Raw genomic sequence first — 18964 nt, 5'->3', positions numbered from 1 at the left:
ATCCGCCGAACCCACACCTTCGGCCTTGAGCCCACAGGATCCGGCCGCGAAAAGGTGTGGGTTCGACGCGCGAGGTGTGGGCTCGGCGAGCGCGGGCTGATCGGATCGCGGGCTGATCTGAGCGACCCCACCGCCGCGCGAAGCGCGTAGCGTGACGGTGTGGCATCTCGCATGAGTCGATCGCAGCGACTCATCCTCACGATCGCGATCCTGGCGTCGTTCGTCGCGTTCCTCGACGGCACGCTCATCAACGTCGCCCTTCCCGCGATCGAGACCGAGCTCGGCGGCGGGCTCACGACCCAGCAGTGGGTGGTGGACGCCTACCTCATCACCCTCGGATCACTCATCCTGCTCGCCGGTTCGATCTCGGATGCCTTCGGCAGGCTGCTCGTGCTGCGCATCGGCCTCTACGGATTCGCCGCGGCATCCGTCGTGATCGCGATCGCGCCAGACCCCGTCATCCTGATCATCGCCCGCGCCGTGCAGGGTGCGGCGGGCGCGTTCCTCGTTCCCAGCTCGCTGGCGCTCATCACCTCGCGCTTCGACGGCGCGATGCGCGGCCGGGCGATCGGCATCTGGACGGCCATGACCACCGGCGCCATGATCGTCGGGCCCCTCATCGGCGGCGTCTTCGTCGACTACCTGTCGTGGCGGTTCGCGTTCGTCATCAACGTCGTACCGATCGGCATCACGCTGTGGCTCCTCCACACCCTCGGCGAGCGCGACGAGCGCCGCCCCGACGCCCGCATCGACTGGATCGGCGCCGCCCTGTGCACCTTCGGACTCGGCGGGGCGGTCTTCGCGCTGATCGAACAACCGAACCTCGGATGGGGATCGCCCGTGATCTGGGGGACGTTCGCGGCCGGCATCCTTCTGTTCGCGCTCTTCCTCTGGGGTCAGCGGTCGGCGACGGCGCCGATGTTGCCGCTTGACCTCTTCCGCATCCGCAACTTCTGGACCGGGAACATCGCGACCCTGTTCGTGTACGCAGCGCTCTCGCTCAACGGCTTCGTCGTCACGGTCTACCTGCAGCAGGAGGCTGGGTTCTCGGCGACTCTCGCGGGGCTTGCGAGCCTGCCGACCACCGTCATGATGGTGCTGCTGAGTGCATCGATGGGGTCCCTGTCCGACCGCTTCGGGCCGCGGATCTTCATGACCGTCGGACCGCTCGTGATGGCCGGCGGATCGCTGCTGCTTCTCACGGTCACCGACCCCGTCAACTACTGGCTCCAACTCCTTCCGGGGCTCATCCTCTTCGGACTTGGGCTTGCCATCACGGTCTCGCCCCTCACCGCGGCGATCCTCGGCGCGGTGGATCCGGCCCGCTCCGGCATCGCCTCCGCCGTGAACAACGCCATCGCGCGCATCGCCGGGCTTCTCATCATCGCGACGCTCGCGACGATCGTCGCCGGCAGCCTCGATCTTGACGGATTCCGCCGCGCCGCGATCGTCACCGCCGGACTCATGGTGGCTGGCGGGATCGTGTCGTTCCTCGGCATCCGGAACTCCGACGTCGCACCAGTCGAGAAGCGGGCGGAGCCGGCTACCGGCGCGTAACACCGACCTGCAAGACTGTCCCTCATGAGTGTGATCGAGAACTCGAAAGTCACCGTCGTCGGCGCCGGCAGCGTCGGATCAAGCGTCGCCTACGCCGCCCTCATCCGCGGCTCAGCCCGCCATGTCGCCCTCTACGACATCAATACCGCGAAGGTGGATGCCGAGGTTCTCGATCTCGCTCACGGCACCCTGTTCACCGGCACGAGCGACATCACCGGCGGCAGCGACATCTCGGTAGCCGCGGGTTCGCACGTCGTCGTGATCACCGCCGGCGCGAAGCAGAACCCGGGGCAGAGCCGCATCGAGCTTGCGGGCGTGAATGCCGGCATCCTGCGAAAGATGCTGCCTCAGCTGCTGGAAGTCGCCCCCGACGCGGTCTACGTGATCGTGACCAACCCGTGCGATGTGCTGACGGTGCTCGCACAGGAGGAGACCGGGCTTCCTCCGGAGCGACTGTTCGCGTCGGGAACCGTGCTCGACACGTCCCGGCTGCGCTGGAAGCTCGCTCAGCGCGCTGGGGTGGCGACCTCGAGCGTTCACGCGCACATCATCGGCGAACATGGGGATACCGAGTTCGCGCTGTGGTCCCACGCGATGATCGGGACGGTTCCGATCCTCGACTGGGAGTCGGAGGGCCACCCCCGCATGACGGTCGATGAGCTCGACGCGATCACCGTCGATGTTCGGGATGCCGCCTACAAGGTCATCCAGGGCAAGGGCGCGACCAACTACGCGATCGGGCTGTCGTCGGCTCGGATCATCGAGGCGATCCTGAGCGATGAGCACGCGGTCCTGCCGGTGAGCACCGTGCTGAAGGACTTCCACGGGATCGATGGCGTCGCTCTCTCCGTGCCCTCGATCGTGAACTCCCGCGGCGCGTTCCCGATCCGCGAGACACCGTTCTCTCTGAATGAACTCGCCCTGCTGCGCCGCTCCGCCGACGCCCTGCGCGAGGTGGCGGTGTCGCTGCGCTGACCTGGATCGGGCGCACCCACAGGCGTCGCTAACTCCTCACGATCGGCGGAACTTCGGCGACTCGGCACAGCAGGAGCGGGGCGATGGCGCCGGTCCTGCTGAGTTGGCGACGGATGCCGTGGCGGACCGATAGCGTGTGGTCAGCCCCACTGCGAACGCGTCCGTGTGAGGAGAACCCGTGACCACCTACCTCCCGCTGCCACGCCCGGGTGGCGACGCGGACACGATGCGCGTCCAGCATGGGCTCCTGCGCTACGTGCGCGAGGCGGCGGCGCTCGGGGCCCCGTTGCCCGGGGAACTGGAGTTGACGGCGCGCCTGGAGTGCAGTCGCCAGCAACTGCGCAACGCGATGGCCCAGCTCGAGGCGCAGGGGATCGTGCGGCGGCGACAGGGCACGGTGACCACGGTGGATCCGATCGCGCTGCGGTTGAGCGTCCGCCTGGAGGAGCAGTTCGAACACACCGAGCTCCTCGACCGACTCGGCTACCACGCCGAGGTGGAGGTGCTCGAGTCCCGCACCCTGCCCCTGGGCGCTGAGATCGGCGCCGTGATGGAACGGCCTGCAGACACGACTCGACTGGCCGTTCGCAAGCGGTGGCGGGCGGATGGCGCCGTCGCGATGATCGCCGACGACACAGTGCCGATTCCGGACGAACTGCCCGCGGAGTTCGACCCGAGCGAGTCCGTCTTCACCTTCGCGGCACGGGTGTGGGGAGAGCCGGTCGTGTGGGAGGTGACAACCCCCGGCGTGGTGACGCTCTCGGGCGAGCTCGCCGACCTGTTCGAAAAGCCCGAGGGCACCCCGGTCATGACGCTGGAGGTCATCGGCATCGGCGCGAGTGGCAGCCGCATCCTGCACAGCACCGAGTATCACGACCCCGGCATCGTGTCCTACTCGCTCGTGCGAACCGTCCGCCCGCCGTGGAGTGCGCTGTAGGCCCTCCTCGACGAACGGATGCCGCGGACAGGCCGTGCCGTTAGACCCAGAAGCCCTCGTGAACGACGGATGCCTCGTCTTCCAGGTGCGGTCCCGAGACCTCGATCGTCCGCTGGCCCCGGGCGAACACCTCGCGGCAGGGCAGCGAGAACGTCGGGTTCTCGGGGTGGTCGCCGGTGAGCCCGAGCAGCCGGTACTCCGAGAGCGCATAGACGACCCGGTCGATGCCCGCCCAATAGGCAGCCCCCGAACACATGACGCACGGCTCGGCACTGGTGTACAGCGTCGAACCCTTCATGCCATCGATTCCCAACTCTCGCGCGGCCGCAGCGACAGCGCGCAGTTCGGCGTGCTGGGTCGGGTCCCCGGCCGGCGGCAGTGAATTGTTCCCCGCTGTCGCAACTACCGCACCGGACGCATCGACCACGAGTGCACCGAAGGGGTGGGCGCCTGCTTCGCGCGTCTGGGCGGCGATGTCGATGGATGCCCGAAGATGCGCGAGGTCAAGGTCGGTCAGATCAGACACGGAAAGGCTCCCTTGTGAACAAGTCGAAATAGTCGCCCCGAGTCTACGTCGTAACAAGCCGTAATTTGGCGCCCCGATTACAGCGCTGTTACAGGTGTCGAAAGGTTACGGGTCAACTTGTCAACAAGTACTGGTCGCCGGATAGCGTGCTGGGAGCCGACCCGAAAGGCGCAGCATCCCCATGCCGACCCCCGCCCCCACCGCCGCACGCATTGACGAACAGGCAATCCGTGCGCTCCCGAAAGCCGAGGTGCATATCCACCTCGAGGGCACCTTCTCGCTGCATGAGATGCTCGTGCTCGCGAAAGAGAGCGGCGTCGCACTCCCGGGGCCGGCCCGGACGATCTTCGACATCTCGACGCACGACGACTTCTCCGCTCCCAGCGTGACCACCGGCGGCGGCACGGGAGCGGGATCCGCAGGGCTCACCGGCTTCCTCCGCTTCCTCGACTGGCAGTGCGGTCTCGTCCGCACACCGGAACAGGCGGCGCGGGTGGCCTACGCTTTCGCTGCCCGGCAGACCGCCTCCGGCATCCGCTACTCGGATGTCATCGTCAATCCGACCCACTGGAACGCCTGGCGCGGGCGCGAACTCGATCTGCTGGCTGCCCTGTCGGAAGGGTTCGATGAGGCGGCCCAGGACGGCCTGTGCGAGACCGGCATCGCCTACTCGCTGCTGCGCAGCCAGACGGCTCGCGAGGCCGAAGACATCGTCGCCGCCCTGACCTACCAGCGTCCCGAGCGTGTCGTCGCGCTCTCCGTCGACGGCGACGAAAAGGTCACGGGTCGCACCGGCGAGAAGTTCCAGACAGCCTTCGCCCGCGCAGCCGTGGCCGGTCTGCGTCGCACCGTCCACGCCGGAGAATCGAGCGGCCCCGCGGGCGTCTGGGATGCGATCGATCTGCTGCGGGCGGAGCGCATCGACCACGGGGTGCGCTCGATCGAGGATCCGGCGCTCATCGAACGGCTCGTGCGCGACGAGATCAGCCTGGGCGTGTGCCCGCGCTCAAACGTGTCGCTGGGCATCTACCCCGACTGGGCCTCGCACCCGCTGCCGCGCCTCCTGGATGCCGGCGTCCGTGTCACGCTGAACACCGACGACCCGGTTCCCCTCGGCACGACACTCGAAGCTGATTGGGCTGTAGCTGCCGCCCAGTTCGGTTTCACCGAAGCTGACCTCGCCGGCTTCGCTCGCCGCTCGATCGAGGCATCGTTCGCGCCAGACGACCTCAAGCGCGACCTCCTCGCCGAACTAGACGCACTCGAGGTGGCATCGGCATCATGAGTCAGCTGCGCCCACCGGTCACGATCGCCTCCGCGGCACTTGTCGCGTCGACGGCGCTCGCACTGGTGTGGGCGGCGAGCGCGCATGCCAGCGATGACACCGTGCCGTTGGCACCCATCGTGGCGAGCTGGCCCGACCGGTTCGCGGTGGTCGGTACGAAGTCGGAACCGCTCTACACCGAGCGCATCTCGTTCGCCCGCTCCGGCGACGACTTCACGCTCGAGATCGACGTCCTCTCACAAGGAAACGCCGCCCTCGGGACGCAGACAAGCGCCGTGACGGTGGATGCCGACACCGTGCACTGGGTCGAGGGATGCACCAAGACCGAAGCCCTGTGCGAGAACGACACCGCTCTTCGCGGCTTTCTCACTACCGCGCTCGTCGTCGCCGCAGAGCGCGCGGGCACGCTCCCCGCATCCGGCATCGTCCGCGATCTGCACGGCACCGACGTCGTGTGCATAAACGACGCCGACCTTTACGTCATCCCGTCAACTGTCACCCTCCACCCCTGCTTCGACATCGCCTCCGGGGCCGTGCTCGGGCAGTGGTCCCCTGACTCCCACGCGTTCGTCGGCGCCACCCTCGCCGACGGATTCCACATCACCACCCCTGCACCAACACATCTCTGACGCTCCCGAAAGGACACAGCATGCGCATCTCCCGCTCTCTCGCGTTCATCGCGACAGCCGCGACCGCCGCGGTCGTGCTCGCCGGATGCTCGGGCTCGACCGAGCCCGCGGCATCCGAAGACCCCGCGTCCGACGTCATCACCGTCGGCGCTCTCACCCCGGGCAACGCGAACGACGGCGCCTTCAACCAGGCCCTCGCCGACGCCCTCGCACAGCTTGAGGAGGAAGGCCTCATCACCTACGAGCTGCGCGAGCAGATGGCCGACCCCGCCGAGAGCGAACCGGTCATCGCCGACTTCGCCAGCCAGGGTGTCGACCTGATCATCGGCCACGGTATCGAGCTCGGTGACGCGATCTTCTCGGTCGCCGAGGACTTCCCGGATGTCTCGTTCACCGCGTCGGGCGGTGTGGACATTCTCGACAAGTACACCGACAACGTCGAGACGTGGACGTATGACGCAGCCCAGGTCGGCTACCTCTCCGGCTACATTGCGGGGCTCACGCAGCTCTCGCCGATCGGCCGCGTCGAGAGCATGGAGCTCGACTTCGTCGTCGCGACCGACGCCTTCTTCCAGGAGGGTGTCACCGCAGCCAATCCGAACGCCGAGCTACTGCCCGTCGTCTACGCGGGAAGCTTCGATGACGCCGAGGCCGCCGCCTCCGCTACCACGGGCCTCATCGGCCAGGGTGCCGGGCTCGTCTTCACCACGGGTGACGGCATCGCCGCGGGCGTCGGGGCTGCCGCTGCCGACGCGGGCGTCCCCACCGTCGGCGTCTCACCGGCTGCCGGCGAAGAGGCTCTGTCGGTGAACGTGTCGACGGTGGACCTCGACATGTACCCGATCGTGAAGGCGTGGGTCGAAGAGGTTGCTGCCGGTGACTTCGGCGGCAAGAGCGTCGTCTCGACCCTGCAGAACGGCGGCATCGCCTACCAGGAGATCAACGACGTCGACGGCGCCATTCCCGCGGATGTCGCAACCAAGGTCGACGAGCTCATCGCCGGCCTCAACGACGGAAGCATCACGATCTCTTGACCAGCACCTCTTCCCTCGAGACCGGCCGGGCCCTGGTGGCCCGGTCGGTCTCGAAGACCTTCGGCACCACGCGGGCACTCGATGGCGTCGACATTCTCGTGCGCCCCGGTACTGTGCACGCCCTCGTCGGCGAGAACGGCGCCGGCAAGTCCACCCTCGCGAAGATCCTCGCGGGAATCCAGGAACCGGATGCCGGCACCATGACCATCGGCGATGCCGTCTACGCACCACGCGACCGTGCCGAAGCCAAAGCGCGCGGCGTGAATATGGTTCCGCAACAACTGAGCCTTGTCGGTGAACTCTCGCTGCTCGACAACTTCCTGCTCGTCAGCCCGCGGCGCGTCCTTCGTCGCCGCGCGGCCTACGAGCTGCTCTCTCACACTCTCGAACGCGCCGAGGTCGATGTCGACCTGACAGTTCCCACGCGAAACCTCACGCAGGCTCACCGACAGCTCGGTGAGATCGTCGTCGCCCTGGCCGAAGGGGCAACGACCCTCATCCTGGATGAACCCACCGCGAGCCTCGGCCCCCGAGAGGTCGGCGGCCTGTTCGACCACCTTCGTTCCCTGTGCGAAGGCGGCACCGCGATCGTGCTCATCACCCACCGCCTCGACGAGGTCGGAGCCGTCGCTGACGATGTCTCTGTCCTCTCCCACGGCAGGCTCGTGCACCACGGGCCTGCGGCAGATCTCAGCCCGCAGCGGGTCGCACGCCTCATGGTCGGCGAGCTTCCTGCGGCCGCCGCGCGGGCGCCGCGGCTCCCGGGGGAGCCGGTCATCTCGCTGCACGAGGTCACTGCAATCTCCGACACGGATGCCGACCTCGACGCCGTCAGCCTCGACGTCCGCGCCGGCGAGATCGTCGGCGTCGCGGGCGTTGCCAGAAGCGGCCAGAACACGCTGATGGACGTTCTTGCGGGACTGACCCCTGCGCGCACCGGAGCATTCCGGGTCGACGATCTCGAGGCGCCGCGCGCCGTGGACCTGCTCTCGCGCGGGGTCGCCTGGATTCCCGAGGAACGCAGCGACGGCCTGGTTCCGACCCTGAGCCTCGGTGACACCCTCTCGCTGTACGACAGCGCCGCCATCCCGAGAGCGTCACGCCCGCGGTCGCGCGGCACGACCGCGAACCCCGACGCTGCGACGACGCTGCGAGCGTTCGATGTGCGCCCCGCCACCCCCTCCCTCGCCGCCGGCGGACTCTCGGGTGGAAACCAGCAGAAGCTTCTCGTTTCCCGGGAACTCGGCACCGGATCACCGCGCGTCGTCCTCGCCTACGGGCCGACCCAGGGACTGGACCTGCGGGCCGCCCAGTCCATCCGCGAGCGGATTGTCGGAGCAGCCGAAGCTGGCGCGGCGGTGCTCGTGGCGTCCCACGATCTCGAGGAGCTGCTTCATCTGGCGGACCGCATCGTGGTGATGTTCTCGGGACGGATCGCCGCCGAATGGCCGATCAGCGAGGTCACCACCGACAAGGTCGGTGCGGCCATGGCGGGCCTGAGTCCCGCAGATTCCCCGGATGCCGCATCCGCCGAGACCCCGTCCGTCCCCACTGAGAAGGAACCGTCGTGACCGAGCTGAGCAGTCTGGTCCCCACGACCGAGGAACTGGTGCGTGTGCGCGCCGTCGCGTCGGGGAATGAGATCCCCGACCTGATCGTGCGCGGCGGGCTCGTGCAATCGCCCGGCACCGAGGAGTGGCTCGAACGGGATGTCGTCATCAGCGGGAGACACATCGCCACCCTCACGCCGTGGGGTCACATGCGCGAAGCGCGGCGCGAGATCGACGCATCCGGCAGCTACGTGGTTCCGGGCTTCATCGACGCGCATCTGCACATCGAGTACACGAACCTCACCCCCGGAGAACTCGCACGCCTTTCGGTCCCCCGGGGCACGACGACGGTCCTGGTCGACCCCAACGGCGCCGCGAACGTCTGGGGCGCCGACGGGATGGACTTCATGCTGTCCACCCGCACGCCGCTGCACATCTTTCAGCAGGTCTCGCCGACCACTCCGGGCGCACCGCACCTCGAGCTCGGCGGTGCCGTCATCCCCGAGGAGACGGTCCGCGCCCGCCTGTGGGATGACGTCACGGCCACGCTCGGTGAGACGAACCCGTTCGACGACAGCGAGCGCTCGACGGGACGGTTCCGGGAGGCCCTGGCCGCGCGCCGCCGGATGACGGGGCACACCGCCGCGCAGACGCATGAGTCGCTCTGGGGTTACCTTGCCGCCGGGATCAGCGACGACCACAACGCATCCACCGTCGATGAGGTGCTCGAACGCACGCGGCTCGGGGCGATGATCACGATCATGGCCTCGTCGCTCACGGACAACACGCTGCCGCTGTTCGCCGACCTCGAGGCGATCGCGCCCGCGCTTCGGAGTATGTGCTTCTGCGCCGACGACAAGCACGCGCTCGACCTGTCGGCCGAGGGCCACATCGACCACCACATCCGTCAAGCCATCCGCTTCGGCGTGGACCCGCAGCTGGCGTACCGGATGGCGACGACGCAGCCGGCCCACTACTACCGGCTCGACCAGGTGCTCGGCATCCTCGCTCCCTCGCGGCTGGCAGACCTCCAGATCATCCCGGATCTCGCCGAGGTCCGTCCCTCCCACGTCATCGTCGCGGGGGAGGTCCAGGCTCAGGCAGGCGCCCCGCTGTTCAGCAACACCGACGAGCTTCCCGCGTGGACCCTGGACACGGTCCATCTTCCCGCCGAGCTTCCGACGGACATCTTCGCGGTGACCGCCCCCGAGGGCGCGCAGCACGTGCGGGTGCGCGCGATGGAGATGTACAACGGCTACTTCAAGCGAGAGTTCGAGGCGAACCTCGACGTCGTGGACGGACAGGTGCGCTCCGACACCGACACGGATGTCTTGAAGATCGCCGTCGTCGACCGCCACCACGGAACTGCCGAGACCGGCATCGGATTCGTGCGCGGATTCGGCCTGACCCGAGGCGCCGTCGCGATCACCATGAACTGCCCCAACATGAACGTCGCGGTGGTCGGCGCAGATGACGCCTCGATGCGCCTCGCGGTCGAAGAGCTCGCACGCATGGGCGGCGGGTTCGTCACTGTCGCAGACGGCGAGGTCGTCGGGCGCGTGCCGCTGCCGGTCGGCGGCATGATGAGCGCAGCGCCGTGGCAGCAGACCGCGGAAGCTCTTGCGGCCGGCCACGCCGCCACGGCGGCCCTCGGATGCCGCATCCCGTCGCCCTACATCATCTTGTCGTTCGTCGGCCTGTACGTCGTGCCCGACCTCGGGCTGACAGAGCGCGGTCTGATCGACGCCGCGACGCAGTCATTCGTCGATGTGCTCCTTCCCGGCCCCGCCGGCGCCTGCGGTCACACGCACCCACCGCACGATGGGGCGCACCCGTGAGCGGCCGGTGGCGCGGGTGGATGCTCGCGGGCGGCGTCGTGGTCGCGGTCCTCGCGGTCGCCACGACGCTCATCCTGCTGGCGGGTGCCGATCCGCTGACCGGCCTGCAGGGCCTCGTGGCCGGCGTATCGAGCTCTCCCTATCGCGTCGGCGAGTTGCTGGTGGGGGCGGTACCGATCGCGATCGTGGCTCTCACACTCATCCCTGCGCTGCGCGCCGGCGTCTTCTCCGTCGGCGCCGAAGGTCAGGTCATCCTCGGGGCGATTGTCGCCACCGCGGCAACCCTCGGCACCGCCAACATGTTCGGCGAGGCGGTTCCCGGTCCGGTGTACTGGGTGATCGGCATGGTCTCGGGAGCGCTGGGCGGGGCCGCGTTCGCGTTGCTGCCGGCCTGGCTCGCCGAGCGGTGGCACGTGAACATCATCCTGTCGACCCTGCTGCTCAACTACATCGCCGCAGGCTTCCTCGGCTGGACGCTGCGCACGTGGCTCGCAAGCGGTGAGAACACCGCCACCCCGCAGAGCGAACAGCTCCCCGAAGCATCCGCCCTGCCCGACCTGATTCCCGGCACGCGCGCGCACATCGGCGTGCTGCTGATCGTCGTGATAGCGGTGCTGTTCGAATGGTGGCGCCGCACCTCGCACGCCACCCGCATCGGTGTGTTCGCCGAGCGCCCGCGCTTGGCCCTGCGCTTGGGCACGACCCGCGCGCGCACCCTGTACGGCACGATGCTCGTCTCGGGCGCCGGAGCGGGCGTCGTCGGATGGCTGCAGGTCGCCGGCGTCAACGAGCGCCTCTTCAACTCCGTGTCCGGCGGCGTGGGGTTCTCGGGGCTTGCCGTCGCGCTCCTGGGCGCGCTCCTCCCGGGCGGCATCCTGCTGGCCGCCCTGTTTTTCTCCGCCCTGACCGCGGGCGCCCTCGGCATCCAATCGGCGACCGGAACCGTGCCGTCCTCGATCGCCGACGTGATCAAGGGCGTGCTGTTGCTCGGGGTCGCCGCGGTCGCCGGTGTCACGGCACGCTCGGGTGCGGCCCGGCCCGCCGCGGCGCCTCCCTTGACGGATGTCGCAGCGGTCACACCCGATGGCGAACCGGCCCCACCACCGACGGGGGAGGAACGATCATGAGTATCGAGCTGTGGGCCTCGATCTTGGCCGGCGCGATCGTGCTGGCTACGCCCCTGGTCATCGCCGGACTAGGCGAAGGGTTCGTCGAGCGGGCCGGGCGCCTAAACCTCGGCATCGAGGGGATGATGATCCTCGGCGCGTTCGTCGCGGTGTTCGTCGCGAGCTTTGCGGGACTGGTCGCCGGTCTCGCCGCGGCGGTGGTGACCGGACTCCTGCTCGCCGCGCTCATGAACCTCATCGTGTATCGGCTCGGCGCGAACGAGATCGTCGTGGGTCTCGCGATCACGATGCTCGGTCTCGGGCTCTCGACGTACCTGTACCAGCTCTGGGTCCCGGCCGGCCAGACCAACGTGTCGGTACCCACCGCCCCCAAGCTCGATCTCGGGCCCCTCACCGACATCCCGCTCATCGGCCCTGCCGTGTTCGGGCAGAGTCCCCTCGTCTACGGCGCCGTGGTGCTCGCCGTCGGGGCGTGGGCCGTCTTCCGGTTCACGCGGTTCGGCCTGCAGGTGCGTGCTGTCGGCTCCGACCCGGTCTCCGCAGCGCTCCGCGGCGTACGCCCGAGGCAGATCGGCGCCCAGACCTTGCTGATCGGCGGCGCTCTCGCGGGACTGGCGGGCAGCGTCATCACGCTCGGCTCGATCGGCGCTTTCAGCCCCGACATCACCGCCGGGCGCGGCTACATCGTCCTCGCGATCGTGATCATGGGACGGATGACCCCCGTCGGCATCGCAATCGGCGCGCTGTTGTTCGGGTTCCTCCAGAGCTTCTCGTTGCTGGCCCAGTCGACGGCGATCCAGCTCCCCAGTGAGCTGTACCAGACCTTCCCGTATGCCATCACGCTGCTCGTTCTCGTGCTGACCTCCCGAGCCGCGCTGCGGCGCCACCTGAACCGGCACGTGCGCCGAACCCCGTCCCGCGACCGGGGGCGCACCGTCCCCGCCTGACCTCTTCCGATCGAAGGGAACACCATGCTCACCCGACGCTCCCCGTTCGCCGTCCCCGCCGCCGAGCAGAACTGGATCGACACCGCTACGACACTCGCTCAGGAGTTCGCGGCCACGGTCGCCGACGACGACCGTGACGCGCGCCTGCCGATCGAGCACCTGCGCGCCCTGTCGGACTCCGGGCTCGATGCCGCCTTCCTCCCTCCGGAGCATGGCGGCCAGGGCCTGTCCTACGTGACGCTGGCGCACACGGTGCGGATCCTTGCCGCCCATCACCCCGCCGTCGCCACGGTGTGGCTCATGCACATCGGCGCAGCCCACGCGCTCGTGACGATGTCCGCCCCCGACGAAGCGGCGTTCTTCGCCGCCGAGCTGCGCGCGGGCAAGCGATTCGTCAACGCCCTCTCCGAACCCGCGGGCGGCCGGTTCTTCCTCGCGCCGCAGCAGAACGCGACCCCTGCCGGCGAGAACTGGACGCTCACCGGCCGCAAGGTGTTCGTGTCGGGCTCGGAAGCTGCCGACCACATGCTGGTCAACACGAGCATCGACGGGGTGCCGGCCTTCTTCGGCGTGACCGTCGATGACACCGTCAGCTTCCCGCCTATCGACGAGACGGTCGGCATGCGCGCCACCCGCAGTCGCACGGTGCTGTTCGAGAACACGCCGCTGCTGGCATCCCGTCGCTGCGGCTTCCCGCCTGCCGACTACGCGAACCTCATCACGGTCGGCTTCGCCATGCTCTCGATCGGTATCGCCGAGTCGGCGATGGATGCCTACGCCGCCGCCGCTCGAAAGAGCAAGGGCGGCGCGCCCGCACAGTCCGAGAACCAGTGGGTGCAGATGGAGACCGGGATGCTGTGGACCCAGCTGCAGGCAGCACGCCTGTTCGCGGAGCGTGTCGCGTGGCTTGCCGACGAGCGCTCCGAAGAGGCCATGCCGGCTGCCGCCGAGTCGAAGATGCTCGCCAACGAGGTCGCGAAGCAGGCTGCGGCCGAGGCGCTCCGCGTCGGCGGCGGCGGCAGTTTCTTGCTGAGCTCGCCGATCCAGCGGATCTTCCGCGACGCCCAGGCCGGTGCCCTCATGGCCTACTCGGTGCCGCTGACCCAGCAGGTCGTCGGCGAGGCGGTGCTCGCCGGGAGTTGACCTCGCCGGTTGGGTCGGGCGCGCTGAGTCTGTGCCCCGACGCGTCCGCGCGCCCGCGCCCGGGCGGTAGCGCCCGGTGTCGGATGCCGCGGTGTCGGATGCCGCGGTGTCGGGTGCCGCGGTGTCGGATGCCGCGGTGTCGGGTGCCAGGACTAGCCTGATCGCATGGCTCGTCGTCCCGCAACCACCGCGCCGTACCGGTGCACCGAGTGCGGCTGGACGACCGTCAAGTGGGTCGGCCGCTGCGGGGAGTGCCAGCAGTGGGGAACCGTCGTCGAAGCCGCGGAGCAGACGGGAATCGTGCGTTCGCTCACTCCGGTGCCGCCCAGCGCCGACCGGGCCGCGCAGCCGATCACACGGGTCTCCGCATCCGATGCGCCCCGCCGCACGACGGGGATCGGAGAGTTCGACCGGGTCCTGGGCGGCGGGCTCGTTCCCGGCGCCGCGATCCTCCTGTCCGGCGAGCCCGGTGTCGGCAAGTCGACGCTCCTGCTGGACGTTGCGGCGCATTCGGCGGCATCTGGTCATCGCGTCCTGTATGCGAGCGCCGAAGAGTCGGTCGCGCAGGTGCGCCTTCGCGCGTCACGCACGGGAGCACTCCACGACGAGCTGTACCTGGCGAGCGAAACCGACCTCGCGACGATCATGGGCAACGTCGACGAGGTGCAGCCGAGCCTCCTGATCGTCGACTCGGTGCAGACCGTCTCCTCCGCGACGCATGAGGGAGCTGCCGGCCACCCGTCGCAAGTACGCGAAGTCGCGTCGACACTCATCCGCGTCGCGAAAGAGCGCGGCCTGCCGGTCATCATCGTCGGCCACGTCACGAAGGACGGCTCAATCGCCGGTCCCCGCATCCTCGAGCACCTCGTCGACGTCGTCTGCCACTTCGAGGGCGACCGTCAAAGCTCGCTGCGATTCGTGCGCGCGCTGAAGAACAGGTTCGGTCCCACCGATGAGGTCGGATGCTTCGACATGACCGGTGACGGCATCCAGGAGGTCGCCGATCCCAGTGCGCTGTTCCTCGGCCACGGCGAACCGGTCCCCGGCACGTGCGTGACGATCGCCATGGAGGGACGCCGAGCCCTGCCCGTGGAGGTTCAGGCGCTCACGATCAAGACCTCCGCACCCAACCCGCGCCGCATCGTCAACGGCGTCGACGCATCGCGGGTCGCGATGGTGCTGGCTGTGCTCGAACGCCGCGGCGGTGTGGTCGTCAGCGATCATGACGTCTACGTGTCGACCGTCGGCGGCGTGCGTCTGGTCGAACCCGCCGCCGATCTTGCGATCGCGGTGGCGGTCGCGAACGCGGTGAGCGAGACGGCCCTCGCCCGCGGTACGGCGGCAATCGGCGAGTTGAGCCTGGCCGGAGAGATCAGGCCCGTCATGCAGGCGGCCCAGCGTCGCGCAGAGGCCGAGCGGCTCGGCTACCGCACGGTCGTGGATGCCGCCTCCAAGAACCTCCGGGGGGCTCTCGGCGACCTCAGCCTGCACGCCGTGCGGGCGGGCCGGCGACCCGGGACGGCATCGTCCCCCGACGACGTACCGAGGTTCTAGCGGAAGGCCGCCTCAGTCCTCAACCCGCACGTCAAGTGCTGCGAGGACATCCGCGGGGCTCGCTTGCATAGGATGCGGGCCAGCCAGGTCGAAGAAGACCGTCGTGATCTCCTCCCCATGCGCCTCGAGAAATGCTCGAAGGCTTGCCGGCGGCATGAGCGCGACGGCCGGCGGGAGCGTGGCGGGCTTGTTCGCCGCATCGCTGAACAGCAGCAGGGCGACCTGCCCCGTATTCGGGTCGCGGAAGGTCCACACCTCGCCGACATCCAGAGGATTGTCCCGCTGGCCCGGCTTCATAAGCGGTACGACGGTCGGACCGTGCCGCAGCGCGAACGCGACCGCCGCCATGTCCTGTGTCTGCAGCGCATCGCTGAGCGCCGTGTTGCGGAACTCCAGCGGCTTTGCACCCTTCTTCCCAGCCATCTCTCCAGGGTAGTTGCCGACTACCTCACTCCCGCTTCGCGGTCGGCCGCCCCCGACCGGTTCGCACGATCGCCGGCAAGAGTGCACGGATGGAGCGCGCCCGTAGCGACGACCACCACACCCCGGCACCGTACGCCAGATCATCAAGCCTCCGCGCGAGCCCGAATCGGAAGGGGTCCAGACGGGGGAGCAGCCGCGCGTACTCCCATGCCGTGTCCGCGACGGCCGCCAGCATCGTGGCACGACGGATGCGTCGAGACACGAGCGAGCCGGCCACCGCCGCGGGCCACCAGTGCCGCACGAACAGAGCGATGCCCTGCGCGACGGCCGAGAGCAGACCGTTGCCGACAAGGCGTGCGGATTCCCGCCACGGATGCCGCAGGTGCTCGATGCGGCCCGCGATCCTCACGACCACGACCCCGAGGGTCACCGCCATCACGGGCAGAGACCAGCGCCGCTGCGCGACTGCCGCCACGAGCACGACGGCGCTCCACGGCGCGAACACGACGGGAGCGACGTTCCGGGGATGCCGCGCGGCCAGCGGCTGGGCCCCCGTTCCGTAGAAGAACTTCCGCGCCAGCCATCGACTCAGCCTCGCACGGTGCTCGTGATAGGCGACTGCCGCAGGCTCGAAGCGGACACGGTGGCCCGCCTCGGTGAGTCGCCACACGAGGTCGACATCCTCCCCGGCACGCAGGTCGGGGTCGAAGCCGTCGCCCAGCATCGACACGCGAACGACGACGCACGTCGTGGGCACCCATGAGACCCGCGTGTGCGGCTTGACCGGCGCGGTGTCGGCGCCCAGGTCGAGGGATGAGCGCGCGTCCTCGTAGCGGGTGATCCACGTCGGCTCCGATGCGCTCATCCCCACGATGCGCGGGGCGGCCAGAGCCAGGCGCGGGTCGGCGAAGTGCCGAAGCAGGAGCGGGAGACACTCGGGGTCGAGCACCACGTCGGTGTCGACGAACGCCACGAACTCCGTCCCGACCGCACGGGCTCCCGTGTTGCGCGCCGCCGCGGGACCGAGGTTCGCCGCGTGGACGATCAGTCGTGCACCGGCGGCCTCCGTCGCCGCGGCGACGGAGGCCGGGTCGTCGGAGCCGTCATCGACGACGATGACCTCGGCGATGCCGACCGGCAGGCTCTGCAGCAGTCGCGCGAGCAGCCGAACCCGGTCCTTCGTCGGGATCACGACCGAGAGCTGCGAGAGATCAGCCGGCGCCAGCCGATCCACGATCGGATCGGCCAGACCGTTGTCGAGGAGGTAGTCGGCGAGCGATCGGGATGCGGGGTCCGAGGCCACGACGACACCGTCAGCGACGAGAGGTCGCGCCGCGGGCGTCAGCTGAGCCACTCTCGCCGGTGCCCCACCGATGAGTGCCGCCCCGTCGTCCACGACGCGGGTGTGGCGTCCGATCCGCACCGCGAACCCGTCGGGAAGCGTCATCGTGCCTCCGCGGTCGCCCGTTGCCAGGCGAGGTCGCACATCGACTCCAACAGCGCCGCACCCTCCCCCGCGTTCGCGCCCGCGGGATCGCCGAGCACCCCATTGGGTGACACCGCCGCGACGCCGGACTCCCGCAGCGCCGGCAGGATCGCTGCCAGCGGACGGACCTCACCGCGCTCGGCCCGTTCTACACGCACCGCCCCGGCATCCAGATGCAGCATCAAGGAGGTCTCCGTCCGGCCGGCGTGGGCGTCCGAGCCAGGGATCTCGCACGGAACCCACATTGCTGCGCGCCCCTCCCCGCGCAGGATGCCGACCGCGCTGCTCACGGCATCCACGTTGCCGCCGTGTCCGTTGACGAACACGAGGCGCTCCGCCCACACGCTCGCCGATCGCCCGATCTCGACGATCACGGTACGCAGGGCATCCGTGCCGATCGAGACGGTCCCCGCAAACCCCTGGTGCTCACCGCTCGCGCCCACAGCAATCGCCGGCCCAACGCTCGCGTCGCGGCCGGAAGCTCGCCACCGCCGCACCAGCTCGTCGGCGACGGCGAGCGCGACACGGGTGTCGACGTCCAGCGGCAAGTGCGGCCCGTGCTGCTCGGTCGAGCCGAGCGGAACGACCAGGATTCCGCCGGCCTCCTGCCAGGTGCGCGATGTCAGCCGGGGAGCGCCGCCTATCGTGCGCTCCGTGCTGCCGGAACGAGGGGAGTCCATCTTGCCATCATGCCGTCGCCGCCGGGGCCCCGTCCTTGTCGGAGGCCTTCGCACGCCGGCGCGGTACGGGAGCGGGTTCGGCGGATGCCTCGCCGAGCACCCGCGAAAAGCCCGGCGGGATCCACAGGTCGGCCGGCGAGAGCTCGGCGATCGACGAGTGCCCGAGACCGAGCACCGCCGAGTCCAGCCCCATGCGCAGCAGGTCGAGGACGTTCTCCACGCCGGTCTGTCCGTTCGCCGCCAGCCCCCACAGATAGGCCCGGCCGATCATCACCGCGCGCGCGCCGAGGGCGAGGGCCTTCGCGACATCGCCGCCGCGACGGATACCGCCATCGAGCAGGACCTCCAGCTCGCTCCCGACCGCGTCCGCGATCGGCCCCAGGCAGCGGATCGTCGCCGGTGTCGTGTCGAGGTTGTTCCCCCCGTGGTTGGAGACCGAGATCGCGTCGGCGCCGATGTCGACGGCCCGCTTGGCGTCATCGACCCGTGTGATCCCTTTGAGGAGGAAAGGTCCACCCCACTCTTTGCGCAGCCACTCCACGTCTTCCCACGAGGGCGGCGGAGTCTGCATCCACTCGTAGTAGGCCCCGAAGAACGTGGGGGCGGGCCCATCCGGCGGCTGCAGGTTGGGGGCGGTGAGGTCGGGAAGGCCGCTGCGCAGGAAGTCGAGCGTCCAGCCGGGCCGGCGCACGGCCTCGGGGGCCATCGCGATCATCGCCTTCAGATCCAGCTTTTCGGGAATCGACGGGCTACCCCAGTCCCGCCCGACCGAGAACGACCAGTCCAGGGTCGCAATGAGGGCCTTCGCGCCGGCAGCGCGCGCGCGATCCATGCGCTGGACCATCTGCTCCTTCGAGCCCGTCCAGTACAGCTGATAGAACGTGTTCGGGTTGGCCTCGACCACCTGCTCGACGGGCTTGCTCGCGAACGAGCTCAGCCCCATGATCGTGCCGCGGGCCGCCGCAGCACGGGCGACCGCCACCTCGCCCTCCGGATCGACCGCCTGCACACCCGTCGGCGAGATGAGCACCGGGAGCGAGATCGGGATGCCGAGGACGGTCGTCGACAGGTCTCGCTGCGCCTGATGACCCGCCACGTGGGGGGCGAACTCCAGCTCAGCGAACGCGTCGGTGTTGTCTCTTGGTGTCGTACCGCGTTCGGAACCCGCGACGAGGGCCGCGTAGACGGAGGGGGGAAGGCGCTTCTTCGCGCGACGTTGCGCCTCCAACACCGTCTCGAACCACGGGTTCTGCCGCCAGGGCCACCAACTCAT

At 69.3% G+C, this 18964-nt stretch carries 17 protein-coding genes; 12 read left to right on the top strand and 5 right to left on the bottom strand.

The features are described 5' to 3' along the window. The first annotated feature begins 171 nt into the window (after positions 1-171). The 3 genes from AC3ENO_RS12420 to AC3ENO_RS12410 all read left to right on the top strand — a co-directional run bounded on the left by AC3ENO_RS12420 (position 172) and on the right by AC3ENO_RS12410 (position 3469). Positions 172-1557 (top strand): MFS transporter, encoded by a 1386-nt coding sequence (locus tag AC3ENO_RS12420; protein WP_434970964.1) that lies wholly within the window; start codon positions 172-174, stop codon positions 1555-1557. Between the two features lie 24 nt (positions 1558-1581). After that, complete coding sequence (locus tag AC3ENO_RS12415) at positions 1582-2532, top strand: L-lactate dehydrogenase (RefSeq protein ID WP_292732512.1); 951 nt, start codon at positions 1582-1584, stop codon at positions 2530-2532. A gap of 178 nt (positions 2533-2710) precedes the next feature. Then, on the top strand, positions 2711-3469 hold the full coding sequence (locus tag AC3ENO_RS12410; RefSeq protein ID WP_292732510.1) for a GntR family transcriptional regulator: 759 nt from the start codon (positions 2711-2713) through the stop codon (positions 3467-3469). 40 nt (positions 3470-3509) lie between these two features. On the opposite strand, the gene AC3ENO_RS12405 is transcribed toward AC3ENO_RS12410, so the two are convergent. Further along, positions 3510-3995 (bottom strand): nucleoside deaminase, encoded by a 486-nt coding sequence (locus tag AC3ENO_RS12405; protein ID WP_434970931.1) that lies wholly within the window; start codon positions 3993-3995, stop codon positions 3510-3512. Positions 3996-4176: 181 nt separating this feature from the next. On the opposite strand from AC3ENO_RS12405, the gene add reads away from it, so the two are divergent. From add to radA, 9 genes are all read left to right on the top strand, one after another. Then, complete coding sequence (gene add, locus AC3ENO_RS12400) at positions 4177-5280, top strand: adenosine deaminase (RefSeq protein WP_292732506.1); 1104 nt, start codon at positions 4177-4179, stop codon at positions 5278-5280. Continuing rightward, positions 5277-5909, top strand: a complete 633-nt coding sequence (locus AC3ENO_RS12395) for a hypothetical protein (RefSeq protein WP_434970930.1) — start codon at positions 5277-5279, stop codon at positions 5907-5909. The genes add and AC3ENO_RS12395 overlap by 4 nt, the downstream gene beginning before the upstream one ends. A gap of 20 nt (positions 5910-5929) precedes the next feature. Beyond that, positions 5930-6943, top strand: a complete 1014-nt coding sequence (locus AC3ENO_RS12390; protein ID WP_292732502.1) for a BMP family lipoprotein — start codon at positions 5930-5932, stop codon at positions 6941-6943. After that, positions 6940-8514 (top strand): ATP-binding cassette domain-containing protein, encoded by a 1575-nt coding sequence (locus tag AC3ENO_RS12385; RefSeq protein ID WP_434970929.1) that lies wholly within the window; start codon positions 6940-6942, stop codon positions 8512-8514. Before AC3ENO_RS12390 ends, AC3ENO_RS12385 begins: the two co-directional genes overlap by 4 nt. Further along, positions 8511-10331 carry an adenine deaminase C-terminal domain-containing protein gene (locus tag AC3ENO_RS12380; protein WP_434970928.1) on the top strand — a complete coding sequence of 607 codons (1821 nt, stop codon included), beginning with the start codon at positions 8511-8513 and terminating at the stop codon, positions 10329-10331. Before AC3ENO_RS12385 ends, AC3ENO_RS12380 begins: the two co-directional genes overlap by 4 nt. Next, positions 10328-11458 carry an ABC transporter permease gene (locus AC3ENO_RS12375; RefSeq protein WP_434970927.1) on the top strand — a complete coding sequence of 377 codons (1131 nt, stop codon included), beginning with the start codon at positions 10328-10330 and terminating at the stop codon, positions 11456-11458. The genes AC3ENO_RS12380 and AC3ENO_RS12375 overlap by 4 nt, the downstream gene beginning before the upstream one ends. Then, a complete protein-coding gene (locus AC3ENO_RS12370) occupies positions 11455-12405 on the top strand; it encodes an ABC transporter permease (RefSeq protein ID WP_434970926.1) in 951 nt (316 codons plus the stop codon). The genes AC3ENO_RS12375 and AC3ENO_RS12370 overlap by 4 nt, the downstream gene beginning before the upstream one ends. A gap of 24 nt (positions 12406-12429) precedes the next feature. After that, positions 12430-13548, top strand: a complete 1119-nt coding sequence (locus AC3ENO_RS12365) for an acyl-CoA dehydrogenase family protein (RefSeq protein ID WP_434970925.1) — start codon at positions 12430-12432, stop codon at positions 13546-13548. Between the two features lie 165 nt (positions 13549-13713). After that, on the top strand, positions 13714-15102 hold the full coding sequence (gene radA / locus AC3ENO_RS12360; RefSeq protein WP_434970924.1) for a DNA repair protein RadA: 1389 nt from the start codon (positions 13714-13716) through the stop codon (positions 15100-15102). Positions 15103-15114: 12 nt separating this feature from the next. Here the strand turns inward: radA and AC3ENO_RS12355 are convergent, their stop codons facing one another. From AC3ENO_RS12355 to mftD, 4 genes are read right to left on the bottom strand one after another with little or no spacing between them, the layout of a single operon-like run. Then, on the bottom strand, positions 15115-15525 hold the full coding sequence (locus AC3ENO_RS12355) for a dehydrogenase (RefSeq protein WP_434970923.1): 411 nt from the start codon (positions 15523-15525) through the stop codon (positions 15115-15117). A 25-nt stretch (positions 15526-15550) separates the two neighbouring features. Further along, positions 15551-16972, bottom strand: a complete 1422-nt coding sequence (gene mftF / locus AC3ENO_RS12350) for a mycofactocin biosynthesis glycosyltransferase MftF (RefSeq protein ID WP_434970922.1) — start codon at positions 16970-16972, stop codon at positions 15551-15553. Next, complete coding sequence (gene mftE / locus AC3ENO_RS12345; RefSeq protein WP_434970921.1) at positions 16969-17691, bottom strand: mycofactocin biosynthesis peptidyl-dipeptidase MftE; 723 nt, start codon at positions 17689-17691, stop codon at positions 16969-16971. Before mftE ends, mftF begins: the two co-directional genes overlap by 4 nt. 7 nt (positions 17692-17698) lie before the next feature. Then, on the bottom strand, positions 17699-18964 hold the full coding sequence (mftD, locus tag AC3ENO_RS12340) for a pre-mycofactocin synthase MftD (protein WP_434970920.1): 1266 nt from the start codon (positions 18962-18964) through the stop codon (positions 17699-17701).

The organism is Microbacterium sp. bgisy207 (assembly GCF_057706855.1).
Note: the sequence above shows the minus strand (reverse complement) of the source record. Positions and strands in the feature narration are given on the sequence as shown.